Raw genomic sequence first — 25,010 nt, 5'->3', positions numbered from 1 at the left:
AAAGGACAAAAGCTATAGCAGCCTAAAACCGCCAAATTTGGCGATAAAAAAAGCAAGCCGAAGCTTGCTTTTTAGTGCTACTAACTTGGTCTTATGCGCCCAAGTAAGCCTTGCGTACTTCTTCATTCACCAACAGATTGTCGCCAGTGTCTTCCAGTACGATACGGCCATTCTCCAGTACGTAACCTCGGTCGGCTAAGCGCAGCGCTTGGTTGGCGTTTTGCTCCACCAAGAACACCGTCATTCCGCGTTGGCGCAATTGTTCAACAATATCAAAGATCTGCTGAATAATAATAGGTGCCAAACCCAAGGAAGGTTCGTCCAACAGCAATAAACGCGGCTTGCTCATTAAGGCTCGGCCAATCGCCAACATTTGTTGTTCACCGCCCGACATAGTGCCGGCACGCTGGTTAACCCGCTCAAGCAAGCGCGGAAACAGGCTGTATACCTCTTCAATACGCTCGGCCGTTTGCTGCTTGTTGGCAAAAAATGCCCCCATGTGCAGGTTTTCTTCCACAGTTAAACGCGAAAAGATGCGGCGGCCTTCTGGTACCACGGCAATATCACCACGCATAATGCTGTGGGTTTGCTGAGCGGTAATGTCTTTGCCTTCAAACAACACCTGGCCGCTACTGGCTCGTGGGTCTCCACAAAGGGTCATCAATAGGGTGGTTTTACCGGCGCCATTGGCACCAATCAAACTGACAATTTCGCCTTCATTCACCTTCACATTAACATCGTGCAGGGCTTGAATTGGGCCGTAGTGGGTTGAAACATTCTTAAACTCTAACATTGTTGTTTTATCCCTCGCCCTAAAACTCACCCAGATAGGCTTTAATTACCTCGGGGTTATTGCGAATTTCCTCAGGGCTACCATTGGCTAGAGGACAGCCTTGGTTAACCACATAGATACGGTCTGAAATCCCCATCACTAACTTCATGTCATGCTCAATCAACAGCACCGAGACCCCTTCATTGTCTCGCAAGTCCATGATTAACTTATCTAAGTCGTCAGTTTCTTTGGGGTTTAAGCCAGCCGCGGGCTCATCCAGCATCAAAATTTCCGGACGCGTCACCATGCAGCGAGCAATCTCTAAGCGACGTTGTTGACCATAAGCCAAGTTGCCCGCCTTGCGGTTGGCAAACTCTTTTAAGTCCACCTTCTCTAACCAGTATTCAGCAAAGGCTAAAGCATCTGCCTCACTCTTCTTAAAGCTGGGCGTTTTTAATAAGCCCGCCAAGAAGTTGGTATTTAAGTGCCTATGCTGGGCCACCAACAGGTTTTCAATCACGCTCATGTCTTTAAACAAGCGCACGTGCTGAAAGGTACGCACAATGCCTTTGCGAGCAATTTGATGCCCAGCAAGGCCTTGCAGTGCTTCACCTCGATAGAGGATTTGCCCAGCGGTGGGTTTATAAAAACCGGTCAAGCAGTTAAATACCGTGGTTTTGCCCGCGCCATTGGGACCAATCACCGATACCACTTCTTTTTCGTTGAGCTTTAGCGCAACGTTATTCACCGCCAACAAGCCACCAAAGCGCATGGTAAGGCCGTTAACGTCTAACAATGAACTCATGCTTTGGCCCCCTCTTTTAGCTCAATATGAGGGCGCGACATAGGTAACAAACCTTGCGGACGCCAAACCATCATAAATACCATCATCAAACCAAACATCAGCATGCGATATTCATTAAATTCACGGGCCATCTCAGGCAATACCGTCATAATAATCGCCGCCAATACCACACCAATTTGCGAACCCATGCCACCCAATACTACAATCGCCAAAATAATCGCCGATTCAATAAAGGTGAATGACTCTGGGCTAATAAAACCTTGGCGAGCCGCAAAGAAGCTACCGGCAAAACCAGCAAAGGCCGCACCAATGGTAAAGGCTGTTAGCTTCACTACCGTGGGGTTTAGGCCCAACGAGCGACAGGCAATTTCATCTTCGCGCAGGGCTTCCCAAGCACGACCAATCGGCATTCTTAATAAACGGTTAATCACAATTACCGTTAATACCACCAACAGCAAAGCCATCAAATACAAGAAGATCACCTTGTATTCCGAGTTATAACTAATGCCGAAGAAATTATGGAAGGTATCAAAGCCCTCGCCCTTAACACGACGGTTAAACTCCAAGCCAAACAAGGTGGGTTTAGGAATGCCGCTAATCCCATTAGGACCGCCAGTCAATTCGGTTAAGTTATTCAGCAATAGACGAATAATTTCACCAAAACCTAGGGTCACAATGGCTAAATAGTCACCCCGCAAGCGCAATACCGGAAAGCCCAGCAAGAAGCCAAATAAAGCCGCCATACCACCGGCAATCGGTAAGCAAGTCCAAAAACCAAAGCCGTCAGCACTGAGTAGTGCGTAGGTGTAAGCGCCCACTGCGTAGAAACCCACGTAGCCTAAGTCGAGCAAGCCAGCTAGTCCCACCACCACGTTAAGACCCAAACCGAGCATCACATAAATGAGTGTGAGGGTGGCTAAATCCACCGAGCCACGGCTTACAATAAAGGGCCAGATAATGGCGCCAGCCAAGGCAAAAGACACCAACAAACGGTAGGCTTTAGGGTTTTGCTCTGGGCTGGGCAACTTAAAGTAGGCTTTCTTTTGGGTCTTGGTTTTTATTTTGCCGCTAAAGATTAAAGGCTGAAGCAGTTGGCTAACAAACACCGCCGCCATGCCAACAAACAGCCACTTTATATACTCGGGCTCAGCCAAGGCGAGGTTTAAACCGCTGCTGCTGGGCTCCATACGGATCCCCATTAGCCAGCCGGCTAATAACATAAAGGTAATGGTGGAGATTAATGCGCCAGAAAGATTGAGCTTACTCATACCTTTTCTACCTCCGGTTTACCCAACAGTCCCGTAGGCATAAACAACAATACAAAACATAACAAACCAAAGGACACCACATCTTTATATTCAGTGCTGAAGTAACCGGCAGTAATCGCTTCGGTAATGCCTAAAAGTAGTCCGCCCACTACAGCGCCGGGTATCGAGCCGATGCCCCCGAGAACCGCTGCGGTGAACGCTTTTAGTCCCGCCATAAAACCAATATAGGGGTTGATTACACCGTAGTAGATACCCAACAACACCCCAGCTACCGCCGCCAAAGCGGCACCGATCACAAAAGTGAGAGCAATTACTTTGTTAGTATCAATGCCTAACAAATTCGCCATACCAATGTCTTCAGAACAAGCACGACATGCACGGCCCATGCGCGAATGAGTGATAAAAGTAGTCAGGGCTATCATGGTGATAAAAGTCACCACAAAAATAACCAATTGCATGTAGGAAATAGTCAGATTGAAGCCATCTTCAGGGCCAAAGGTCCAACCGCCAGTGATTAAACTGGGCATGGCAATATCTCGGCTGCCTTGAGAAAGCCGAACCAAGTTTTGCAAGAAGATGGACATACCAATGGCGGAAATCAGCGCAATTAAGCGGTTGCCGCCACGCACTGGCCGATAGGCGATTTTTTCAATCGTCCAACCATAGGCGCTGGTAATAATAATGCTGATGGCAAAGGCACCAAACAATAAAATAGGTAGAGAATCTAGCCCCATAAGGGAGAGTGCAGCCAGCACAATAAACGCCACGTAACTACCGATCATATACACTTCACCGTGGGCGAAGTTAATCATGCCGATAATGCCATACACCATGGTATAACCAATGGCGATCAGCGCATAAGTACTACCAACGGTTAGTCCATTCACTAGCTGCTGAAAGAAATAGAAAAATTGCTCAGACATAGCTGCCCCAATTCAGTGGTTCAATGACCACCAATTAAGCGTCTTTAAAACAGAAACACCGATTAGCCGATGGCTAACCGGCGTATAGTACGGAATTACTTAGCGGCTGAAGAAGAACCGTCAGCATGCCAAGTGAATACACCAAAGTCGAAACCTTTAAGGTCGCCTTTTTCGTCCCATTGTAGAGGGCCCATTACGGTATCTACACTGTTGTTACGTAGGTATTCGGCTACGGCTTCTGGATCATCTCCCGCGCCATTTACCCCGGCCACAATAGACTGCATTGCCGCGTAAGCTGTCCATACAAAAGGCCCAGTTGGGTCTTCACCTTTAGCGACTAGAGCATCAACGATGGGTTTATTAGCTGGGTCTAAGTCGTATTTCTTCGGCAAAGTCACCAACAAACCTTCAGATGCTGGACCAGCAATTGCAGAGATATCTTTGTTACCCACGCCTTCTGGGCCCATGAAGGTAGCGTCTAGGCCTTTTTCAGCAGATTGACGCAGGATCAAACCCAACTCTGGGTGGTAACCGCCATAGTAAACAAAATCTACATTCTCTTTTTTCAATTTAGCAATTAGCGCTGAGAAATCTTTGTCACCTGCGGTTACACCTTCAAAGGCCACCACTTTAGTACCAGCAGCTTCTAGCTCTTGTTTAACAGAGGTAGCAATACCTTCACCGTATTGTTGTTTATCGTGAATAACCGCAACCCGCTCAGGTTTAACGCTGTTGATAATGTAACGCGCGGCGGTTGGGCCTTGGTCACTATCTAGACCGATAGTGCGGAAAATTAATCCGTAACCACGAGTAGTGATATCGGGGTTGGTTGAAGCAGGCGTAATCATCAATACACCTTCATCTTCGTAAACGTCTGAAGCCGGTTGAGTGGCACCTGAACATAAATGACCAATTACGTACTTAACACCGTCATTAATGATTTTGTTGGCTACCGCTACCGCTTGCTTAGGTTCACAAGCATCGTCGTAGACCACGGCTTCAATTTGCTTGCCCGACAAAGCGCCGGCTTGATTCAACAAGTCCACCGCTACGCCGCCACCAGCAAATTGCATGTCACCATATTGCGCTACCGGACCGGTTACTGGGCCAGCAATTGCCACCTTAACGGTATCTGCTGCGTGTGCAAACGTTGCGGCACCCAATAGTGCTAAGGATACCGCTAGCCCTGAAGCTGATTTCTTCCATTTAGTCATTGAAAACTCCATGTTCGCTTTTTTATATATATTGATTGTGTTTGCAGAAGTGTCGTATTAAGCCTTAATACAAAATTCACCTCATTGGCTGTTGTTTTACCCTAAATTTATAGGCTTTCACAAGTTGCCGCAGAGCAGGCGGCGCTTGCAACCTGAGTTTTTGCAACTTAAAAATCTAGCTTTTGTCGTACAATCAAAGCACTTTCAGAAAAAACCACTAGAAAGATAATTATTTACACCACATATGATCACAAATTCAGCATTTACCTCTTATTTATCCCAAATATGCTACAAGGCAGTTAGATAAGTAAATTTTGACAAGGTGAAATCAAAAATTTCAGAATAAATATAAAGTAAATAGACATATTTGCGTGAGATTTAGCTGTTACCCACGCTTATATTTTGAAGATTTACGCTATTAGGCAGAATAAATATTCAGTAATAATTACTCAAACAAGCAGGATGTAATGCTGGGAATAGCCGGCTATTCCCAGCAACGCTTGGTTTAATCTGCTGCAGCTTGGGGGGAGCTGAGATGGACAGTACGGGTGGGAAAGGCAAACTCTGCCCCATTAGCCAACACAATATCAATCACCTTAGCTAATACATCTTGTTTCACTTGGTGGTAGTGCACCCAATTGGTGGTTTTGGTGAAGGTGTAAATAAAGAAGTCTAAAGATGATGCATTGAAGCTATCAAAATTCACCATTAGGGTTTCGCTGGTATCGATCTCCGGATGGTTACGCAGCATTTGCTCCACCTCGTGCACCACCTGCCTCATTTTGTCGGCATCATCGTAACGAATACCAATGGTTTCTTTAATGCGGCGATGACTCATTCGGCTGGGGTTTTCTACCGCAATACTAGAGAAAATAGAATTAGGCACATACAAGGGGCGTTTATCGAAGGTACGAATTTTCGTTACCCGCCAACCGATGTTTTCTACCGTACCTTCAATGCTGCGATCGGGAGAGCGGATCCAATCACCCACTTTAAAGGGTTTATCAAAGTAAACCAGCAAGGCACCAAAAAAGTTTGCCAATAGATCTTTGGCAGCCATACCCACAATCAAGCCGCCCATACCACCAAAGGCCAGTACCCCAGAAATACTAAAACCTAAGGTTTGAAAGACCGCCAGCAGAAATAAAATAATAATTGCCGCACGACATAATTTAGCCACCGCCTGCACGGTGGTTTTGTCTTTGCCCGCTTCAATAAACTGCTGCTCAGCCTTACGCACAAAGCGCATCGCCGCCCACGCCAGCAGAAATACCACCATCACTTGGCGGATAATCGGAATAAAGGGTTTGAAGTCTGAATCAAGAGTATTGGCAAATACCACTGCCACCAAAGACAGGCCCACCACCGCAATCATCCAATTGATCGGCTTCCACAGCGCATACCAAATTGCGTCATCCCACACCGTTTTTGTTTTCTCAGTTAAACGGCTTAAGCGAGAGGCCAGCAAACGCCACATGACAAAGGCAATCAGGGTTAGGGCTAATACTGCCGCCACATCAAACAGCCAGTTTGAGGTGGATAACTGTGCTTGCTCTTGTTCTAACCACAGGGCAAATTCTTCAAACATCGGGGTTCTCTCTATTAACAAACAAAACGCGGCCAAAGCCGCGTTATTCCTGTTTAGACATGCCGTACTTAGTTAAGCGGCAATACCGGAGTGACGCAACAAGGCGTCCACCTTCGGCTCTCTTCCTCGAAAGGCTTTGAATAGCTCCATGGGCTCTTCAGAACCGCCTTTTTCCAAAATATTACTTAAGAAGTTTAAGCCAGTTGCAGCATTGAAAATACCCTCATCCTCAAATTTTGAGAAGGCATCAGCCGACAAGACCTCGGCCCATTTGTAGCTGTAATAACCGGCACTATAGCCACCAGCAAAAATATGGCTAAAGCTATTTTGGAAGCGGTTAAAGCTAGGTGGCTTAATTACCGATACCTGCTCACGAACTTCATTTAACAAATCTTGCACGCTGCTGAGTGAGCCCGTTTCATGATGCAAGCGGAAATCAAACAGTGAAAACTCTAACTGGCGAACCATAGTCATCGCCGATTGGAAGTTACGCGCAGCTAACATCTTGTCTAACAAGGCCTGTGGTAAGGGTTCTCCGCTTTCATAGTGGCCCGAGATAAAGGCCAGAGCTTCGCTTTGCCAGCACCAGTTTTCTAAAAATTGGCTGGGCAATTCTACCGCGTCCCAAGCCACGCCATTAATCCCCGATACCGCAGATTCATCAACCTTGGTCAGCATATGATGAATACCATGGCCAAACTCGTGGAACAGGGTAATCACTTCATCATGCGTAAACAATGCCGGTTTGTCGCCCACCGGTTTGTTGAAATTACAAGTGAGGTAGGCCACCGGTTTAATCAGCTGGCCATTCACGTCAACTCGACGATCAATACAGCCATCCATCCACGCGCCGCCACGTTTATGTTCGCGAGCATATAGGTCGAGATAGAAAGAACCACGTAGCTCGCCACTGGCATCGTTAATTTCAAAGAAGCGTACGTCTGGATGCCAGGTGTCGATACCTTGTTTTTCTACCACTTCAACTTTAAACAAGCGCTTCACTACTTCAAATAAACCACCTAAAACGCGGTCTTCGGGGAAGTAAGGGCGTAGTTGTTCGTCGGAAATCGCATAAGTATGCTGCTTCAATTTTTCCGAATAATAAGCCATATCCCAAGCGGCCAAGCGCTCAACTTGGTAATGCTCTTTGGCAAAGGCTTCTAGCTCGGCTAATTCGCGTTCCGCCTGAGGCTTAGAGCGGCTGGCTAAATCATTTAAAAAACCCAGCACTTGCTCGGGAGACTCGGCCATTTTGGTGGCCAATGACTTATCAGCATAGCTGTCAAAACCGAGTAATTCGGCCAGCTCGCTACGTAACTTCAGTTCTTCTTCAATAATCGCAGTATTATCAAACTTCTGTTCGGTGCTGGCTTGCTCTGAAGCGCGAGTACAAAAGGCGCGATACATCTCTTCACGCAGCTCGCGCTTATCGGCATAAGTCATCACAGGTAGGTAACTAGGGAACTCTAGAGTGAGTAAGTAGCCGTCTAAGTCTTTTTGTTCGGCGGCTTGTTTAGCGGCGGCTAGCGCAGATTCCGGTAAACCCGCTAAGTCTTCAACATCGGTAATATGTTTTTGCCAAGCCAAAGTGGCATCTAATACGTTATTCGAAAACTGTGAAGATAATTCAGAGAGGCGCTTAACTATTTCGCCGTAACGCTGTTGTTGCTCGGCCGCTAGACCAATGCCCGACAACTCGAAATCACGTAGCGCATCCTTGATGGTCTTTTTTTGCGCGGCATTGTAACCGCTAAACTCGTCGCCTTCAGCGAGTTGTTTGTAAGCTTGGTATAGGCCTTTGTGCTGGCCAACGAAGGTACTGTATTCCGACAATAAGGGCAAACAGGCTTCATAAGCTTGGCGCAGTTCTGAGCTATTCACCACCGAATTACAGTGGCTCACTGGCGACCATAAGCGGCTTAAGCGATCATTTACCTCATCTAAAGGCAAGATAAAATTCTGCCAAGTAGGCTTGGGCTGCTCGAGTACTTGCTCAATAGTAGCGCGGCATTCAGCTATCACTTGCTCTACCGCGGGCTGCACATGTTCCGGCTTAATTTTGCTAAAGGGAGGTAATCCTGGCAAATCAAGTAAGGGGTTGCTCATAGGGGATCCTTAAGGCTGAAGAAATGATAACTATGAATACCTTAATCTGGGGTTGATAATTTGTAAATCAACCCGCGAATCATCATTTCCACAGTTTACATAGCTTTGAATTAGACTATGATTTCCTTAGGGATTATTTTGGTTTTCTGGTTTATCAATAGCCTAGGCCAACAGGACTCATTTATTAATGGACAATAACAACAAAACTTCAGTGAGCCAAAACACTGGGTTGTGGCATAAATTAGCCTTAAATAAGGGAACTAACAGCTTATCTCTGCGAATGCTGTCCTACATTCTCATCTGTTCGACCCTGCTTGCACTTATCATCACCCTGATCCAATTACGTTACGACTATAAACAAGATGTTGAAGTCATCGAAGAAAGCATTGACCAAATCGAAGTCAGCTTTTTACAACCGATTGCCGCCAGCTTATGGAACTTGGACGAAGAACAAGTTGAAGTACAAATCGAAGGCATTATGAACTTACCCAACATGCAATATGTGTTGGTCAAAGAAATTTTAGGCTCTTCTGAAGTCCCTTTGTTAGCCCGCGGCCGCTCCGCCGACCATTACGATCTTTCTCAAGAGTTCGAATTAATTTACCAAGGAGAAATGGTCGGCAAGCTGTTTGTAGCAGCTTCATTAGAGCAGGTTTATCAACGGCTCTGGCAAAAAGCCATCTTAATTTTGGTTAGCCAAACCATTAAAACCCTAGTGGTGTCGATAGGCATTCTATTTATTATTTACTACATCATTGTGCGCCACCTTAATACCATTGTGGACTACACCCGCAACTTAGATTTAGACAACTTGGGGGCCCCTCTCAAGCTAGATGCCAGCGGTAAACCGCGTAATGACGAGCTGGGAGAATTGGTTAATACCCTCAACCAAATGACCCAAAAAATTGACCACGAGTTTGCCCAAAAGCTCAAGGCCACCGAGCAACTGGCCCACGAGCGTGACTTTTCGGCCACCGTCATTAATGCCAGTAACGCGGTCATTGTGACTCTAGATAACCAACTCAATGTTTTGACCGCTAACCCTGCAGGGGTAATGCTTACCGGCTTTCATCAAGACGAATTAGTCGGGCAAAACTGGCTCAGTGTATTCATCGATAACGACATGCGAGAGAAAATTGAGAATGACCTGCGCCAACTGCGAGTAATTCAAGATCAGGAACTGACTCTCACCGACCAAGCCAACAACAAATACACCCTATTATGGACCTTCGTACCATTTTACGAGGGTAATCATGTTTCACGTATGATTGCCTTTGGTTACGACGTTACCCCGCTCAAACGAGTGGAGAACGAGATTAAAAAACTCAATGACGAACTAGAGCAAAAGGTACAATCGCGCACCGAACGCTTGGAGGAAAGTAACCTACAGTTGGCCAGTGCTTTCGACAAATTGAAAAATGCCCAACAATCTCTGGTAGAAGCAGAGAAAATGGCTTCGTTAGGTGGATTAGTCGCCGGGGTAGCTCATGAAATTAATACCCCTATTGGCATTAGTGTTACCGCCGCCTCTTATCTGCAAGAGCAAAGCAATCAACTGAAGAAGAACATTGAAAGTGGCAAGCTAAGCCGTAAGTTGATGGAAAAGTTAATCGAAAACCTCAACCAATCTACCGAGCTATTACTTAACAACTTACGCCGCGCTTCCGACTTAATCAGCAGCTTTAAACAAGTGGCGGTGGACCAAAGCTCCGAGGCTTGTTACACCTTCAACTTAAATGAGAACGTGAATCAAGTAATTACCTCACTAGGCCACAAAATTCGCCGTTCTGGTTGTGAAATTGTGGTGGACTGCCCCAGTGATTTAGAGCTGTATAGCTTCCCTGGTAGCTTCACTCAAATCTACTCCAACCTAATTCTCAACTCGGTGAAACACGGATTTGAAGACTGGGATGGAGAAAAACGTATTAATATTTCCATTCAAAAAGAAAACGATCAATTACACATTGATTATCATGACTCTGGACGCGGTGTAGATAGTGATATTGCTCAACGGATCTTCGACCCCTTTGTTACCTCAAAACGTGGTCAAGGCGGCAGCGGCTTAGGCACTCACATCGTTTACAACTTGGTAGTACAGCTACTTAAAGGCCATATCGCTTTTGATAGCCAATCCGGTGAAGGAGTACATTTCTCCATACGGATCCCCTACCAAGCACAAAAAGCCGATTAACATCTGTTAGTCGGACAGGCTATACTGCTGCAAGTTTTCGGCCCTACATGGAGTAAATATGAAAGAATTCGATTACCTATGCATTGGCGCAGGTAGTGGTGGTATTGCCTCTGCTAACCGCGCATCAATGTATGGCCAAAAAGTCGCCCTAATTGAAGCCCGCCACGTTGGTGGTACCTGTGTAAACGTAGGTTGCGTACCGAAAAAAGCGATGTGGTTTGGTGCCCAAGTGGCCGAAGCCATTCACCGCTATGCCCCTGATTACGGCTTTGATGTTCACGTCAACAAATTCGACTGGTCAACCCTAGTGGCTAGCCGCGAAGCCTATATTGAGCGTATTCATGGCTCCTATGACCGCGTCTTAAGCAATAATGGGGTTACCCTAATTAATGGTTTTGCCAAATTTGTTGATGCCAATACCGTAGAAGTTAATGGCGAGCAAATCCGCGCTAAACATATTCTCATCGCTACAGGTGGTCGCCCTAGTATACCCAACATTCCAGGGGCTGAACTCGGCATCGACTCAGACGGCTTTTTTGCTTTAAGTGAGCAACCAAAGCGCGTTGTTGTAGTCGGCGCGGGTTATATTGCGGTAGAGCTAGCTGGCGTATTACATTCCTTAGGCAGCGAAACCCATTTAGCAGTGCGCAAGCATGCGCCGCTACGTGACTTCGACCCAATGCTAAACGAAACGCTAATGGAAATTATGGCCGAAGACGGCCCTACCTTGCATACCCACAGCATACCTCAGTCGGTTGAAAAATTGGCCGATGGCAGCCTTAAATTAAACTTTGAAAACGGCAACAGCCTTGAAGTGGATAAGCTGATTTGGGCCATTGGCCGCGAGCCAGCCACCGATCAAATTAACCTGCAAGGCATCGGCGTAGAGCTAGACGATTACGGCTACATCAAAGTCGACGACTACTCTAATACTTCGGTAGAAGGTGTTTATGCGGTAGGCGATAACATCGGTAAAATTGAGCTCACCCCTGTGGCAGTAAAAGCAGGACGCTTGCTCTCTGAACGCCTATTTAACGGTAAAACCACCGCTAAGATGGATTACGAACTGGTGCCCACCGTGGTATTTAGTCACCCAGCGATTGGCACTATTGGTTTAACCGAGCCAGAAGCGGTAGCCAAATACGGTGAAAATCATGTCAAAGTTTACACCTCTAGCTTTGGTGCCATGTACACCGCAGTGACCCAACACCGTCAAGTCACCAAAATGAAGCTCATTTGTGTAGGTGAAGATGAAAAAGTGGTCGGCTTACACGGAATTGGCTTAGGCATGGACGAAATTTTACAAGGCTTTGGCGTAGCCATGAAGATGGGGGCCACTAAAGCGGATTTCGACGCTTGTGTAGCGATTCACCCCACCAGCGCTGAAGAATTTGTCACCCTTCGTTAATTAACGCACCTCACCAAGGCTAAAGCGATACTTTGCGCTTTAGCCTACTTTTTCACTGCCCAAGCTGCCGATAGTTCTTACATTTCACCCTGTAATATCTTCACAAGCAAATTACAGCAAAAGCATCCCTCAAAACACAAAAACAACACAAAACAACTATAAATCAACAACTTAAATTTTTGGCACGGTCTTCGCTATGGTAACTATGTAATATTAACCAAGGAGAACCATGATGAAAAACTTAGTACCAAGTATTGTTCTTAGCACTGCCTTAATCACCACTTCAGGTTCTGTATTCGCGGCCAATAACTGGCAAGATGACGCCAAAGACGCGTGGATTGACGGCAAAGCCGAAACCACTCTACTACTCAATACTAACCTCAACTCTTTCGACATTAATACTGATGTGAAAGATGGCCAATTGACTTTAAGCGGCTCGGTAGAAAGCGAAATTGAAAAATCGCTGGCAGCAGAATTAGTCGCTAACTTGGACGGAGTCGAAGAGGTGGATAACCAACTAACGGTTGTTAAAAGCAAACAAGACCAAGAACAAACTGATAATGAGATGTTAAACAGCCTAACCGATAGCAAAATTTCTACCGTGGTGAAAACCCGCTTGTTATTAGAGTCTGAAATTAGCGGTACTGATATCGAGGTAAACACAGAAGATAAAGTGGTCACTTTAAGTGGTGAAGTTAGCTCAGATGCGGAACAAGATTTAGCCCTCGCTATCGCCCGAAATACCAATGATGTAGACGAAGTGGTTAACCAACTCAGAGTTTTACAATAATCCCTCACTTCACTCTAAAACGGTTAAATAAAAGGAGCTATCACTATGCTTAGCTGGGTATTTATATTCCTCATTATCGCTTTGATATCAGCCGTTTTAGGCTTCGGCGGCATAGCCGGTGCTGCAGCAGGTATTGCTAAAATTATTTTTTACCTGTTCGTAATGCTACTGGTGCTTTCTTTAGTCTTTAACCTGTTCAAAAGTAAACGCAGCAACCAAAGGTAAGCAAATGACATCACCTAAACGTTCTTATAGCCTGGCGCTAATTAGCGCCCTGTTACTTAGTTTAAGCGCCTGTAGTGAAGGGCCCGCCGAGAATGCTGGCGAGTCCATAGATGAGGCGGCCACCGACATTGAAAACGCCATCGAAGATAGCTGTGAACAAGCTAAAGAACAGCTAAACACAGAAGACCAAGACTGTTAGTACTTGGTGTGTTGTTTCAACAAGCGGCTTCGGCCGCTTTGCTACGCAGCTGCAAGGTAAATACCATGTGTTCAGCCGACCCTATTGCACTAGCGCAGCCTACCCAGCTCCCTCTCAAGCTCGCCAAGCTCATAACCCCCAAACTTAGCACTAACAACAGACTGGCAACTTATGGACAATATCAATCTGAATAATTTCTGGTCGTTAATCCAGCAAAAACTACAAAACTGGGTGGAAGACTCAATCACACTTTTACCTAACATTGTGTTAGCCCTTGTAGTGGTACTGGTATTCCTGTTACTGGCAAAAGTGCTGGGGCACATCATCAAAAACCTCACTCAAAAGGTCATTGATTCAAAAGAAGCAATAAGCCTGCTTAGCTCGATAGTGAAGATCGTAATAGCTAGCAGCGGCTTATTTATTGCCTTGGACTTAGTGGGCCTTAAAGGCACAGTGACTTCACTACTGGCGGGGGCGGGTATCGTTGGTTTGGCGATTGGCTTCGCCTTTCAAGATATGACCGAAAATCTCATTTCTGGGATCAGCATGAGTATTCGTAAGCCGTTTAAAATCGGCGATATTATTCAAGCAAACGGAGTATTTGGTAGCGTTGAAGCCATTAACCTTCGCAATACCATAGTTAGCACCTTTTCTGGGCAGCGAGAGATAATCCCTAACAAGCTGCTGTTTAGAAACATTCTGACGAACTTTAGCGCCAATCGAATACGTAAAATTGAGATCCCAGTGGGTATTTCCTACGCAGACGACCCCGAGCGTGCGGCAAAACTCATCACCGATGCACTGAATAAACATAAATTCATTTACGACCCGCAACAAACCGCTGTGTACGCCGACGGCTTTAATGATAGCAGTATAAATTTATTGGTCTGGTTATGGATAGCGTATCCGGGGGAGGTAGGGTTTATGGAAGCAAAACACCAAGCCGTAATCACCATCAAACAAACCCTCAATGAGGCCGGTATTGTGATTCCCTTTCCGATCCGTACTATGGATTTTGCGATTAAAGGGGGAGAGGATCTCTCGACTATGCTCAATCATAGCCGGTTTCAACTAAGTCGCTCATCCCAGCATCAGCAGCAAACAACAGAACAGTGAGCCTAGCGCTCACTTAAGCTCAGCCAACACTGGGTAAAAATTACCGGTAATGAATAAATTTTACCTTTGCCCTACACTCGCTGAGCCTGTATGTGCTTAGCCAGCTCATCATGCTCTATTTGTAATGCCGCTAACCAATAAGATAATAATTGGATTAACGCAGGCTGTTGCAGCGCTTGCAACTGCAACTTGAGTGCCTCTATCAAAGCTAAGTTTTCTTGTAAGAGCGCATCTGTAGATGGCTCAACTAACCTTACAGAGGCGCTACTTTGTTTGATGATATCTTGCTTAAGATCCTCTTTTTTAACGAAATTAGCCAAACTACAAATGGCTTTTTGCTCAACTCTAATCAAGCGCTCCAAGGCCCTTCTAACAGCGTGTTCCAAGGGCTGGTGAATTAAACTCAAACAGCGCTGATAGTGGTCTCTTAAAAGATTAATAACCTGAATTGCCACAGCAAACTGCGGTTCGTCCTCGGTATTGGCGCATGCTGTTCTGTTCATCCGATGCTCCTTTGTCCATAGCAGTTACCAAATAGTGTTTTCCTCTTATGACTTACAAGCTTTGTACCAAGCTGGAAGCGAAACAAAGACAATTAAAAATAAATAAATTAATCAACTTAACTTGTCGCCACCGCCGGATTCCCATACATTGAAGATTGATAAATTTTTGAGATTCTTGCATGAACCAAGCTAAGCTCTATTTCAACATTCAAAACAAGGACTTGAGACAGCAAATTAAGGCTTGTACAGAATTATCTCGATTTAGCTTAATTGAAGACGTGGACTGTGCCGACTGGCCTACTCGCTTAAGCCAATTGGCTCCGCCGGTAGCCATTATTGAGCTTGTTAACTTCAGCGAACAAGACTATCAAACACTGAATAGCTTAAAAGTGCTAGATGACATGGACTTAATCATCATCAGCCAAGGCGAGCCTAACCCTCATCTAGATAAGTTAATGCAAATTGGCGCCATTTTTCACTACCGCACCCCGCTGGACATCCAAGTGTTAAACGAAACGCTTGAGGAAATAAATCAGCTTTATTCAGAAAAAGTGACCAAAGGACAGCGGGTGGGCACCAGTGATTTAGACCAGTTTGGCTTGCTGGTGGGTTCTTCAGCCCCAATGCATCGCTTATACCGTCAACTTAGACGAGTAGCTAAAACCGAGGCCAACGTGCTAATTGTTGGCGAAAGCGGCGCCGGAAAAGAGCTGGTGGCGAAAACCATTCACCTTGCCAGCCAACGTAGCCAACAGCCCTTTATTGCAATAAACTGCGGCGCACTAAGCCCAGAATTGGTCGACAGTGAACTATTTGGCCATGTGAAAGGCGCTTTTACCGGTGCCAATAAGACCCATCAAGGGGTCTTTCAGCAAGCCGAAGGCGGGACTTTATTTCTCGATGAAGTCACTGAAATGCCCCTTGAGCAACAAGTCAAACTGCTACGCGTTCTGGAAACCGGCGAATACCGCCCAGTGGGAGCACAAGCTGCGAAGTTAGCCAAAGTGAGAATTGTGGCCGCCACCAACCGAGATCCTCAGCAAGCAGTGGAACAGAATTACCTACGTGAAGATCTGTATTATAGACTGGCACATTTCCCATTAACGGTACCACCCTTGCGCGAGCGTGGGGAAGACATTGTCGGCTTAGCCAAGCACTTTATCGCGTACCGCAACGCCAACGAAACCCAACATAAAACCATCCACCAAGCCGCGCTGGAAAAAGTTGCCAACCACAGTTGGCCAGGCAACGTAAGAGAGTTAAAACACACCATTGAACGCGCCTTCATCTTGGCGGATAAAGTAATAAGCACCGAGCATCTTATCTTTGAAGCGCCCCCTTTGGAAACAGGCTCTAGCCTAGAGGAAATCATTCCAGCCGGGGTTGCGCTAGAGGAAATAGAGAAAGCGGCCATCATCAAAACGCTAAACGTAAACGAAGGCAATAAAACCGAGACGGCACAAGATTTAGGTATTAGCGTAAAAACTCTCTACAACAAGCTCGATAAATACCAAGAGTAGTCAATTGTAAAGCCAAGGCTCGAACTAGTGTCAGTCGAGCCCTTCGAGCATCTGACTAAAACTGCTCAAATTTCAAGCCAGTTGTGTTAGACCGAAAACAACGTTGTATACTAATCACTCAACTATAAAGTAAAGGTCATGTTTTATGGATACCGTTTACCAAATAGGAGAGCTAGAGTCTTTTCTGATTGCATTAAGTGTCTTGTTCATCGGCCGAATTATCTGCCACTACGTTGCATTACTCAAAAAATACAATATTCCAGAACCCATCGTCGGTGGCCTAGTGGTCGCTGTCGGTATCACCCTGCTGAAGCTGCAAGGCATAGAATTACGGTTCTCTCTGCCCTTGCAAGATACCTTCATGTTGATGTTCTTCAGCACCATTGGCTTGGCTGCTAACTATAAGCTGCTAATGAAGGGCGGAGCCAAGGTTTTCGTGTTCCTAGGCATCGCCTCGGTATATATCGTGTTGCAAAACGGCCTAGGGGTTATTTTGGCTTCATCCTTGGGTTTAGAACCGCTTATGGGGCTGTTTGCCGGCTCCATTACCCTCTCGGGAGGCCACGGTACAGGGGCGGCGTGGTCGCAAATTTTTGCCGAAGAATACCATATCCCCACTCTCGAATTTGCCATGGCGGCAGCGACCTTTGGTTTAGTGATGGGCGGCATTATTGGTGGCCCAGTGGGTGAGCGGCTGATCAAAAAAGACCAGCTTGAGTCGCCCTTCTCCAAGGGGAAAAACCACCATAAAACCCACCCCGACTTGGTAACCTATAGCCGTAAAGAAGAAGATTTAGTGACCCCTACCACGGTGATAGAAATCCTATTTCTGATGCTGGTTTGCGTGGTATTAGCTAAATATACCAAGCAAGTCGAGGCTGACTTAGCCTTGGCCTGGCTAAAAATGCCGGACTTTGTCTACGCCTTATTTTTTGGTGTAGTGATTGCCAATATCAGCGAACTCAGTGGTCGCTACCATGTAAACGGTGAATGTGTGGATTTACTCGGTACCCTGTCACTGTCGTTATTTTTATCGATGACCCTAATGAGCCTGCGTTTATGGGAAATTTTTGATTTAGCCTTACCGCTACTGATTATTTTATTCTGCCAAACCTTGATGTTAGCGCTGTTTGCCAGCTATGTGAGTTACCGTTTCATGGGCCGAGACTACGATGCCGCGGTTATGGCCGGTGGACATTGTGGTTTTGGTTTAGGGGCGACCCCAACCGCGGTAATGAATATGAGTGCTCTGGTTTCGCGCAACGGACCTTCACCACAAGCCTTCATGGTGGTACCGATTGTGGGGGCCTTCTTCATCGACATCGTTAACCTGATTGTGCTGCAAGTTTATATTGGTTTTTTAACTTAAACGCCAAACAGCAAAACGGAGCCTAAATTTGGCTCCGTTTTTAGTTAATCTAGTTACCGGTATTAAGCTTGTCGACGCCGCATCCATAACAAGCTAAACATCGCCAAGGCAAAACTCAACCAAGTTTGTGGCTCAGGCACGGCTGCATTAACCACCTGTATGGCACTACTCGCTAATTCACGCCCCTGTTGGTCGTAAGCACTGAGTCTAATGTCATAAGTGCCCGCTACTCTGGCGTCGAAGCTATAAGTGGCGTCGTCAAAAAACTCCATGTTCCAAGAATTTTGCACCAGATTGTAATCATCAAGTAGTGCTGCATAGTTCACCGAATCAATCAAGCCTGCCCCATTAGCGGTGGAATTGTTGCCTAGGGCATGATCTGCATTGCTCACATTCACGGGATCGAAGGCTAAGAAATTAGTTGCTGCGCTGGGATCAAAATCAATTTCTAATAAATAGCTGTAGCTACTTAACATCCCACCGCTTCCATCGAAGCTACTGTTAACTGACCACTCGAAGTTCCAAATAGCGGTAGAAGTAGAACCCGGTGCAAAACCAAAACCGCTTGGTGGTAAAACATTGTCAAACTGATAACTGCCAGCACCATCACTATTAAAAATATTCTGCGGGCTGTTGGTTTCATCAAAGCGCAATTTAGCTCGCAAGCCGAGCTCAATGCCGTTTTGCCGGTCTACAGTAAAGCCTCCATTAAGGTTGCCGCTGCCAAAAATCACCTCATTAGTTACGTCTTGCTCATAGATAAACGCGGCAGAAGCAAAGTTAGAGAATACCCCCAACTTAAACCGACCAACAGCATCTTAGTTATCACTTTTTTCATGTTGCACTCCATGCATCAGCCTAATCATCGACCGCAAAGGAAGCATGAACCATTCCAGTAAATAAAAAGTTATTATTATCATACAGATAACCATACACGATGCCGTTCAACTAAAACGCAGGCAAACAATTGTAAAATCTAGAACTTTATGCCATGTAAATAGAGTTTGACAGGCATCACAGTTTGCTTTCAAAGCAGCTAAAATATGTGAAATTTCATTCGCCAGTCATGAAAAAGCACAATTCACGAGTGTAAAAAAAATAGACAGTTAACAGCAATAGGCTGGGTCAGACTAGGGAGAATGCCAAGGCCGCCTCCCTAATTAATACTAAATTTTTGCGAGGGTCTGCTTAATCGCGAACAAGACATCCGCTCCCAGTTGCATCGAGCGCTCGGCCGACCAACCAAAGTCGGGATCGAGCAAATCTGCATTATCCTTAAATGGCATTTCAATGGTGTAAGACAGAGTTTTAAATTGTTCACCCAGCCATGCTGCTGCGATATTTAAATTGGCTTCGCCGGGCTTATTTTTGGGGTAACCGTGAGTATCTTGAAAATCCGGAGAAATCGCCTTAAATGCCTGCTTGAAGGTATCTTCTAACAATTGATGGCGCTGATCGTAAGAAGGGATCCCTTCACAACCCGCCACAAAGTTATAAGGTAGCTCTTCGTCACCATGAATATCGAGGAACAGGTCGCCTCCTAGCTCCAACATTTTTTGCCTTACCAAAAACACTTCGGGACTGCGTTCCATGCTAGGATTTTGCCACTCTCGGTTTAGGTTAGTGCCTACTGCATTGGTTCTTAAGTGGCCGCGCACCGAGCCATCGGGGTTCATGTTAGGCACCACGTAAAACACCGTATCTTTTAGTAAGCTGTTTGCCAGAGGGTTATCTTGGTCCAACAAACGCTCTAACATCCCTTCAATAAACCACTCGGCCATGCTTTCACCAGGATGCTGACGGGCAATCATCCACACCTTATGTTTTGCCTGCTCGGCGTCACCAATAGTTAATAGGCTCATGTCGCGACCATCTATGGTTTGCCCCAAAGTGTTTAAGCTGACCCGCTCATCAGCCAAGCAGCTATGAATGAGATCCTGATGGCGTTCATAACTATAGGGGGTGAAATAAGCAAAATAGATGCTGTTTTGTTCCAACAACACGCTAAAGCTGAGTTGCTGACCATCAAACTCGCTCTCAACACGAAACCACTGTTCGCGGTCGTAAGAAGCGACTACATGGTAACCTTTCCAAGCTTGGGGGTAGGCCGATTGGCCAGCATTAATGATATTGAAGCGATATTGCTTATCAAGCTCTGCTTCAAAACGAAAATGAAACCACTGAAAAAAGTCTGATTGATTATCACGCTTGATGGCTAACTGCAGATTTTGTGGGTCGCTTAAATCCACCGACTCAATATTGCCACTATCAAATTTATCGCTAAGGTACATGCTATCCTCTTAAGCCCTTATCCAATGATGTCGCCAGTATAGCGTGTAATTACTTAGCGCGAACAGGGCAAAAAATTTCGTTAGTTATCTTGGCTTAGCTCAATAATTCTAAAGTAGCGCACGTCCATATTTTTATCCAAGGTCATGGTGCCCTCCACCGTAACCGACTCGGCCTCTTTAGGTGGTTTATTAGCAAAATCGATGGTTTGTTGGAAGATTTGTTTTCCGGTTTGGTCAATCAACACTAAGGCAAGGTTTTGCTCAATGGGGCCTTGGGCTAGGAGCTGATAATGAACGTTGACGTGTTTGCCTACTTTTTCGTTGGTTTCAAAAAAGGCCGATCGGATCTGGCTTTGATCGGTGGCAATCAGCGTATCAAAAACAAAGATCCGCAATTCTGGTTGGTTCTCTCGATTAAGTTCAAAATTATTACGCCGCTCCAACAGCAAGGCATCCTTTAATTGCTGGTGTTGATCTTCCAGAATTTTAAGCTCTGCCAAGCTTCCCTCATAACTATCTTGTAAGTCATGATAAGACGGCCATACCGCTATTAAGGGGAATACCGCACTAAAACACAGCACGCCCATGACGAGACTGATCCAGCGATAGGGGCGCAGCCTTTTATACGCCTTTTTATAATGTTGATGGCGCGCCTTATGATACTGATAGCGAGTTTCTAAGCTCACTCCAGAGCGATGCGGTTCAACTTCAGCCGATGCCACGCTATCTAGGTTGGTCACTGAGGCCGAAGCCCCTTCTTTAAGCAGATCACTATTAGACATTATCTCTTCCCTAAGACAGCCTATATCAAGCCCTAAGTGGGGCTAAAACAAAACTAATATTGAGTATTAATAACATAGCAGTAAGTACAATATTAACTAGTATAGTCCGCATAATTTTAGGCGATATTAGTCTTCGTTCACGTTACGCGAGGCGCTTAGCTCAAACACAAAGCGCTACACTTTCATTAAGCAATCAGTACAATGGGCGCAATTTGATCGTTCAAGGTGAGTGAAATGGCCATTCAGTGGTATCCAGGGCACATGCATAAAGCCCAAAAACAAATTAAAGAAGTGATGCCCAAAATCGACCTAATTATTGAGGTCTTGGATGCACGCATTCCTTACAGTAGTGAAAACCCAATGGTGGCCAGCTTACGCGGTGACAAACCCTGTATTAAAGTGCTTAACAAAAGCGACTTGGCAGACCCAGACATTACCGCAGCGTGGCAGCTTCACTTTGAACAAGAACAAGGGGTGAAAGCAATCCCCTTATGCACCCTGCAAGGTAATCAAACTCAAGACTTACTCGCACTGTGTCGTAGCATGCTTCCCAACAAGGGCGGTGTAGATAAACCGATCCACACCATGATTTGTGGTATCCCTAATGTGGGTAAATCCACCTTAATCAATGCCTTGGCCGGACGACAAATTGCCAAAACCGGTAACGAGCCAGCAGTGACTAAAGCCCAGCAACGGATCCGCTTAGAAGGCAATATCATACTATCGGATACCCCTGGGATCTTATGGCCTAAGTTTGACAATGTCGCCAGCGGCTATCGTCTAGCGGCCACTGGCGCAGTCAAAGACACCGCGATGGACTACGATGATGTAGCGGCCTTTGCCTGCGAGTACCTGCTACAGGCTTACCCAGAAGCCTTAAAACAACGCTACAAGCTAGAGCAACTGCCCGAGTCTGAAATTGAACTAATGGAAGAAATCGGCCGCCGCCGTGGTTGTTTGGTGCGTGGAGGGCAGGTGGATTATGTGAAAGCCGCAACCATTATTTTGAATGAATTACGTGACGCAACCATTGGCCGGATCAGCCTAGAAACCCCAGCAATGGTCGCTATTGAAAAAATCGAAACCGAAAAGCTGGTGGCCGAAAAAGAAGAAAAGAAAAAATTAATCGCCGAACTGCAAAAAAACAAGAAACGCCGTCGACGCTAATAAGTAACTTAACAAGCTAGTTACAAAAACACCACGCAAGCGTGGTGTTTTTATTTCAGCTAAAAGAGCTAGCTGTTTATTCTGTAATGTAAGCAATCGCCGCTTTAAGTTCGTCTTCACTACAATCGCCACAAGTACCTTTAGGTGGCATTAAACCATTGTTAAAACCATTCCAAGCATGGTCGAACAAGACATCCATACCTTGCGCAATACGTGGAGCCCAAGCATCGGCATCGCCTTTTATAGGTGCGCCAGAAACACCGGTACTATGACAAGCAGTACAGTAGGTATTGTAAATGGTTTCGCCATCTCTAGGTCCACTGCTAGCGGCAGGGGCTTTAGCCACTTCGAGCTCACCATCTAGGTAAACTTCACCTACTGGTTTGATACGTTCAATAATTGCTTCATCCGACATATCGGCCGCAAAGGCTTGTGGCATAACGCTTAAACAAACAGACAGTACTAATGTTTTCCAGTTCAAAAGCTTCACCCTTATTCTCTCCTCATCGTGCCTACTGACTGCAGTATTAGGCATCCTTGTCATTATTGGCAAAATTATACCCGCTATTACTCTGAGGTTAAACCATTGTAAAAACGATTGTTAGTTTCTGATCGCAAGCGAATAACTAACTCGGATTTTTTAGTATATCTCGCCAAGGTAATTGTGGGTCACCTAAGGAAATAAAATTAGGATTCTCTAAAGACTCTCGTTGGTTGTAGCTAAGACTGCGTAAATGAAGATCTTTCAGGCAGCCACCCGCTTCTTGCAAAATAATTTGCGGTGCGCCGGTATCCCATTCACCGGTCGGTCCTACTCGAATGTAACAATCGGCGGCCCCTTCTGCCACCATGCAACTTTTTAAGCTAGCGCTACCCATGGGGTACAGCTTGTAGTGATAGTCACAATTAAGGATCGCTTGTAATAAAGCGGGGCGCTGCACTCTGCTAGTAGCAACTCGAATGTGCTCTGGCTGTTGCGGATAGTGACGGCTCTTGATGCTAATTCGTTCGCCGCCCTGCTCTTTAAAGGCACCTTGCCCTTTCACTGCGGCATAAAGAATTTGTACGATGGGCCCGTATACCACCCCCAATACCGGTTGGTTGTCTTGTACTAGCGCAATCTCTGTGGCGAAATCGCCACTGCCAGAAACAAACTCCTGAGTACCATCTAAGGGGTCGACCAACCAATAGGTTTGCCAGCCTTCTCGCTCGGCTAAACTGATGTCGGCCTGCTCTTCAGACAAGATGGGGATCTCAGGCGTGAGCTTAGCTAAGGCGTCCATAATGAAATTATGAGCAGCATAATCGGCAGAAGTCACCGGCGTTTCGTCGTCTTTTATCTCGCTGACAAAATCACCTTTCTGGTAAATGTTTCGAATAATATCGCCGGCACCTCGGGCGATTTCTATCACTTGCGGCAACACACTAGCAGGGTCTAACATGCTATTTTTTTCTCACCTTGTTTTGCTTCAACCACTTTTCCAATAACAGTAACGAAGCCACACTGCGCGCTTCGCTGAAGTCTTTACGTGTATATAAGGCTTCTAAATCGCTCAGCGGCCACTTGATGATTTCTAGTGGCTCGGGCTCATCGCCCTCAAGTACGCTGGGCAATAAATCATGAGCAACAAATACCGACATATGACTAGAAAAATACCCCGGAGCGACACTCAGTTCAGTCAGCAATTGTAAGTCTTGCGCCTTCAGCCCCACTTCTTCTTGTAGCTCACGGTTCGCCGCTTGCAAAGGGGTTTCGCCTGGGTCAACCAAACCTTTAACAAAGCCTAGTTCATAACGCTCCGTTCCGGCAGCATATTCGCTAATAAGTAACAATTCATTTTGTTCGGTGATCGGTAAAACCATTACCGCTCCACGGCCCGCTCCCACTAAGCGTTCATAGATCCTCGTTTCACCACTACTGAACTGCAGATGCAGGGCTTCAATCTTAAAGAAGCGGCTCTCGGCAGCAATGTGACTGTCTAATACTCGAGGCGGATGATGCTTGCTCATCGATCTTCCTGCTATGATTAAGTTAGGCTCATTGTTACATTGCTGTTAGGCTCACTCAAGGATTAGCAAGCAAGAATGTTCGACTGGAATAAAATAGATACAGTTTTGCTGGACATGGATGGCACCTTACTGGATTTGCATTACGACAATTATTTTTGGATGCACTATCTGCCCATCTCTTATGCTCACCAAAACAACATCAGCTTAGCCGAAGCCAAGCAGCGCTTATTTGCTGATTACGAAACCGTTGCCGGCACATTGGATTGGTATTGCTTTGATTACTGGAGCAATAAGACCAACATGGATATTCGTCAGCTTAAAACTGAAGTTGAACACAAAATTCAGTGGCGAGACGACGTAAAACCCTTTTTAGAAGCCCTTGCGGCCGCCTCTAAACAACGGATCTTACTCACCAATTGTCACCCCGATGGTTTAGCCACAAAGATCCGAGTCACCGGCTTAGATAGCTATTTAGATAAGGTATTTAGCACCCATCAATTTGGTTATCCCAAGGAAGACCCGCGACTCTGGCAGGCCTTGATTGAACATCACCCCTTCGAGCCTGAACGAACCTTGTTTATTGATGATAATGAAAAGCTACTGCAACAAGCAGCCCAGTTTGGGGTTAAATATTTGTTGGGCATTAACAACCCAGACTCGCAGCAAGCCAGTAAAACCTTTACTCATTTTCCTGCGATTGATGATTACCACCACTTCACTCAACAGTTGACGCAATAAAAAAGCCAGCTCTTGCTGGCTTCTC

24 protein-coding genes are annotated in these 25,010 nt (G+C 45.8%); 10 read left to right on the top strand and 14 right to left on the bottom strand.

The features are described 5' to 3' along the window. Positions 1–91 precede the first annotated feature (91 nt). The 7 genes from AR383_RS14840 to prlC all read right to left on the bottom strand — a co-directional run bounded on the left by AR383_RS14840 (position 92) and on the right by prlC (position 8,676). Positions 92–793 (bottom strand): ATP-binding cassette domain-containing protein, encoded by a 702-nt coding sequence (locus AR383_RS14840; RefSeq protein WP_055733840.1) that lies wholly within the window; start codon positions 791–793, stop codon positions 92–94. 19 nt (positions 794–812) lie between these two features. After that, positions 813–1,577 carry a high-affinity branched-chain amino acid ABC transporter ATP-binding protein LivG gene (gene livG, locus AR383_RS14835; RefSeq protein ID WP_055733839.1) on the bottom strand — a complete coding sequence of 255 codons (765 nt, stop codon included), beginning with the start codon at positions 1,575–1,577 and terminating at the stop codon, positions 813–815. Then, positions 1,574–2,845 carry a high-affinity branched-chain amino acid ABC transporter permease LivM gene (locus tag AR383_RS14830; RefSeq protein ID WP_055733838.1) on the bottom strand — a complete coding sequence of 424 codons (1,272 nt, stop codon included), beginning with the start codon at positions 2,843–2,845 and terminating at the stop codon, positions 1,574–1,576. The genes livG and AR383_RS14830 overlap by 4 nt, the downstream gene beginning before the upstream one ends. Further along, positions 2,842–3,768 (bottom strand): high-affinity branched-chain amino acid ABC transporter permease LivH, encoded by a 927-nt coding sequence (gene livH / locus AR383_RS14825; protein WP_055733837.1) that lies wholly within the window; start codon positions 3,766–3,768, stop codon positions 2,842–2,844. The genes AR383_RS14830 and livH overlap by 4 nt, the downstream gene beginning before the upstream one ends. Positions 3,769–3,863: 95 nt before the next feature. Beyond that, entirely contained in the window at positions 3,864–4,982 is a 1,119-nt protein-coding gene (locus AR383_RS14820) for a branched-chain amino acid ABC transporter substrate-binding protein (RefSeq protein ID WP_055733836.1), read from the bottom strand. 505 nt (positions 4,983–5,487) lie between these two features. Beyond that, positions 5,488–6,570, bottom strand: coding sequence for a mechanosensitive ion channel family protein (locus AR383_RS14815; RefSeq protein WP_055733835.1), 1,083 nt, complete (start codon positions 6,568–6,570; stop codon positions 5,488–5,490). 72 nt (positions 6,571–6,642) lie between these two features. After that, on the bottom strand, positions 6,643–8,676 hold the full coding sequence (gene prlC, locus AR383_RS14810; protein WP_055733834.1) for an oligopeptidase A: 2,034 nt from the start codon (positions 8,674–8,676) through the stop codon (positions 6,643–6,645). 187 nt (positions 8,677–8,863) lie between these two features. Here prlC and AR383_RS14805 point away from each other — a divergent pair, with 187 nt between their 5' ends. The 6 genes from AR383_RS14805 to AR383_RS14780 all read left to right on the top strand — a co-directional run bounded on the left by AR383_RS14805 (position 8,864) and on the right by AR383_RS14780 (position 14,605). Continuing rightward, complete coding sequence (locus tag AR383_RS14805) at positions 8,864–10,867, top strand: ATP-binding protein (RefSeq protein ID WP_055733833.1); 2,004 nt, start codon at positions 8,864–8,866, stop codon at positions 10,865–10,867. A gap of 58 nt (positions 10,868–10,925) precedes the next feature. Further along, positions 10,926–12,275, top strand: coding sequence for a glutathione-disulfide reductase (gene gorA, locus AR383_RS14800; protein ID WP_055733832.1), 1,350 nt, complete (start codon positions 10,926–10,928; stop codon positions 12,273–12,275). Between the two features lie 232 nt (positions 12,276–12,507). Beyond that, a complete protein-coding gene (locus AR383_RS14795; protein WP_055733831.1) occupies positions 12,508–13,065 on the top strand; it encodes a BON domain-containing protein in 558 nt (185 codons plus the stop codon). Positions 13,066–13,110: 45 nt separating this feature from the next. Beyond that, on the top strand, positions 13,111–13,290 hold the full coding sequence (locus AR383_RS14790) for a DUF1328 family protein (protein ID WP_055733830.1): 180 nt from the start codon (positions 13,111–13,113) through the stop codon (positions 13,288–13,290). 4 nt (positions 13,291–13,294) lie between these two features. After that, a complete protein-coding gene (locus AR383_RS14785; protein ID WP_055733829.1) occupies positions 13,295–13,489 on the top strand; it encodes a hypothetical protein in 195 nt (64 codons plus the stop codon). A 171-nt stretch (positions 13,490–13,660) separates the two neighbouring features. Then, on the top strand, positions 13,661–14,605 hold the full coding sequence (locus tag AR383_RS14780; protein WP_055733828.1) for a mechanosensitive ion channel family protein: 945 nt from the start codon (positions 13,661–13,663) through the stop codon (positions 14,603–14,605). A gap of 71 nt (positions 14,606–14,676) precedes the next feature. Here AR383_RS14780 and AR383_RS14775 read toward each other — a convergent pair whose 3' ends face one another. Next, positions 14,677–15,108 (bottom strand): hypothetical protein, encoded by a 432-nt coding sequence (locus AR383_RS14775; RefSeq protein WP_055733827.1) that lies wholly within the window; start codon positions 15,106–15,108, stop codon positions 14,677–14,679. Positions 15,109–15,287: 179 nt separating this feature from the next. Here AR383_RS14775 and AR383_RS14770 point away from each other — a divergent pair, with 179 nt between their 5' ends. Beyond that, positions 15,288–16,628 (top strand): sigma-54 interaction domain-containing protein, encoded by a 1,341-nt coding sequence (locus tag AR383_RS14770; RefSeq protein WP_055733826.1) that lies wholly within the window; start codon positions 15,288–15,290, stop codon positions 16,626–16,628. Between the two features lie 145 nt (positions 16,629–16,773). Then, on the top strand, positions 16,774–17,997 hold the full coding sequence (gltS, locus tag AR383_RS14765) for a sodium/glutamate symporter (protein ID WP_055733825.1): 1,224 nt from the start codon (positions 16,774–16,776) through the stop codon (positions 17,995–17,997). Positions 17,998–18,059: 62 nt separating this feature from the next. Here gltS and AR383_RS14760 read toward each other — a convergent pair whose 3' ends face one another. From AR383_RS14760 to AR383_RS14750, 3 genes are all read right to left on the bottom strand, one after another. Next, positions 18,060–18,794 (bottom strand): PEP-CTERM sorting domain-containing protein, encoded by a 735-nt coding sequence (locus tag AR383_RS14760; RefSeq protein WP_055733824.1) that lies wholly within the window; start codon positions 18,792–18,794, stop codon positions 18,060–18,062. 369 nt (positions 18,795–19,163) lie between these two features. Further along, positions 19,164–20,288: a M14 family metallopeptidase gene (locus tag AR383_RS14755; RefSeq protein ID WP_055733823.1), complete on the bottom strand. Its 1,125-nt coding sequence runs from the start codon at positions 20,286–20,288 to the stop codon at positions 19,164–19,166. A gap of 80 nt (positions 20,289–20,368) precedes the next feature. Continuing rightward, complete coding sequence (locus tag AR383_RS14750) at positions 20,369–21,070, bottom strand: hypothetical protein (RefSeq protein WP_055733822.1); 702 nt, start codon at positions 21,068–21,070, stop codon at positions 20,369–20,371. Between the two features lie 234 nt (positions 21,071–21,304). Between AR383_RS14750 and ylqF the strand changes: the two genes are divergently transcribed. Then, positions 21,305–22,237 (top strand): ribosome biogenesis GTPase YlqF, encoded by a 933-nt coding sequence (gene ylqF / locus AR383_RS14745; RefSeq protein WP_055733821.1) that lies wholly within the window; start codon positions 21,305–21,307, stop codon positions 22,235–22,237. 76 nt (positions 22,238–22,313) lie between these two features. On the opposite strand, the gene AR383_RS14740 is transcribed toward ylqF, so the two are convergent. The 3 genes from AR383_RS14740 to nudE form a co-directional block, all read right to left on the bottom strand. Further along, a complete protein-coding gene (locus tag AR383_RS14740; RefSeq protein ID WP_229711208.1) occupies positions 22,314–22,727 on the bottom strand; it encodes a c-type cytochrome in 414 nt (137 codons plus the stop codon). A 136-nt stretch (positions 22,728–22,863) separates the two neighbouring features. Beyond that, positions 22,864–23,679, bottom strand: coding sequence for a 3'(2'),5'-bisphosphate nucleotidase CysQ (gene cysQ / locus AR383_RS14735; RefSeq protein WP_055733819.1), 816 nt, complete (start codon positions 23,677–23,679; stop codon positions 22,864–22,866). Position 23,680: 1 nt separating this feature from the next. Next, positions 23,681–24,247, bottom strand: a complete 567-nt coding sequence (nudE, locus tag AR383_RS14730; RefSeq protein WP_055733818.1) for an ADP compounds hydrolase NudE — start codon at positions 24,245–24,247, stop codon at positions 23,681–23,683. 75 nt (positions 24,248–24,322) lie between these two features. Here nudE and yrfG point away from each other — a divergent pair, with 75 nt between their 5' ends. After that, positions 24,323–24,985, top strand: a complete 663-nt coding sequence (gene yrfG / locus AR383_RS14725; RefSeq protein WP_055733817.1) for a GMP/IMP nucleotidase — start codon at positions 24,323–24,325, stop codon at positions 24,983–24,985. The last annotated feature ends 25 nt before the right edge of the window (positions 24,986–25,010 follow it).

The organism is Agarivorans gilvus (assembly GCF_001420915.1).
In the GTDB taxonomy this organism is placed as follows: domain Bacteria; phylum Pseudomonadota; class Gammaproteobacteria; order Enterobacterales; family Celerinatantimonadaceae; genus Agarivorans; species Agarivorans gilvus.
Note: the sequence above shows the minus strand (reverse complement) of the source record. Positions and strands in the feature narration are given on the sequence as shown.

Bases quoted from the DNA above. Each gene is read 5' to 3' on its own strand.
- AR383_RS14840 (WP_055733840.1), bottom strand. From the start codon at position 793: ATGTTAGAGTTTAAGAATGTTTCAACCCACTACGGCCCAATTCAAGCC.
- livG (WP_055733839.1), bottom strand. From the start codon at position 1,577: ATGAGTTCATTGTTAGACGTTAACGGCCTTACCATGCGCTTTGGTGGC.
- AR383_RS14830 (WP_055733838.1), bottom strand. From the start codon at position 2,845: ATGAGTAAGCTCAATCTTTCTGGCGCATTAATCTCCACCATTACCTTT.
- livH (WP_055733837.1), bottom strand. From the start codon at position 3,768: ATGTCTGAGCAATTTTTCTATTTCTTTCAGCAGCTAGTGAATGGACTA.
- AR383_RS14820 (WP_055733836.1), bottom strand. From the start codon at position 4,982: ATGACTAAATGGAAGAAATCAGCTTCAGGGCTAGCGGTATCCTTAGCA.
- AR383_RS14815 (WP_055733835.1), bottom strand. From the start codon at position 6,570: ATGTTTGAAGAATTTGCCCTGTGGTTAGAACAAGAGCAAGCACAGTTA.
- prlC (WP_055733834.1), bottom strand. From the start codon at position 8,676: ATGAGCAACCCCTTACTTGATTTGCCAGGATTACCTCCCTTTAGCAAA.
- AR383_RS14805 (WP_055733833.1), top strand. From the start codon at position 8,864: ATGGACAATAACAACAAAACTTCAGTGAGCCAAAACACTGGGTTGTGG.
- gorA (WP_055733832.1), top strand. From the start codon at position 10,926: ATGAAAGAATTCGATTACCTATGCATTGGCGCAGGTAGTGGTGGTATT.
- AR383_RS14795 (WP_055733831.1), top strand. From the start codon at position 12,508: ATGAAAAACTTAGTACCAAGTATTGTTCTTAGCACTGCCTTAATCACC.
- AR383_RS14790 (WP_055733830.1), top strand. From the start codon at position 13,111: ATGCTTAGCTGGGTATTTATATTCCTCATTATCGCTTTGATATCAGCC.
- AR383_RS14785 (WP_055733829.1), top strand. From the start codon at position 13,295: ATGACATCACCTAAACGTTCTTATAGCCTGGCGCTAATTAGCGCCCTG.
- AR383_RS14780 (WP_055733828.1), top strand. From the start codon at position 13,661: ATGGACAATATCAATCTGAATAATTTCTGGTCGTTAATCCAGCAAAAA.
- AR383_RS14775 (WP_055733827.1), bottom strand. From the start codon at position 15,108: ATGAACAGAACAGCATGCGCCAATACCGAGGACGAACCGCAGTTTGCT.
- AR383_RS14770 (WP_055733826.1), top strand. From the start codon at position 15,288: ATGAACCAAGCTAAGCTCTATTTCAACATTCAAAACAAGGACTTGAGA.
- gltS (WP_055733825.1), top strand. From the start codon at position 16,774: ATGGATACCGTTTACCAAATAGGAGAGCTAGAGTCTTTTCTGATTGCA.
- AR383_RS14755 (WP_055733823.1), bottom strand. From the start codon at position 20,288: ATGTACCTTAGCGATAAATTTGATAGTGGCAATATTGAGTCGGTGGAT.
- AR383_RS14750 (WP_055733822.1), bottom strand. From the start codon at position 21,070: ATGTCTAATAGTGATCTGCTTAAAGAAGGGGCTTCGGCCTCAGTGACC.
- ylqF (WP_055733821.1), top strand. From the start codon at position 21,305: ATGGCCATTCAGTGGTATCCAGGGCACATGCATAAAGCCCAAAAACAA.
- cysQ (WP_055733819.1), bottom strand. From the start codon at position 23,679: ATGTTAGACCCTGCTAGTGTGTTGCCGCAAGTGATAGAAATCGCCCGA.
- nudE (WP_055733818.1), bottom strand. From the start codon at position 24,247: ATGAGCAAGCATCATCCGCCTCGAGTATTAGACAGTCACATTGCTGCC.
- yrfG (WP_055733817.1), top strand. From the start codon at position 24,323: ATGTTCGACTGGAATAAAATAGATACAGTTTTGCTGGACATGGATGGC.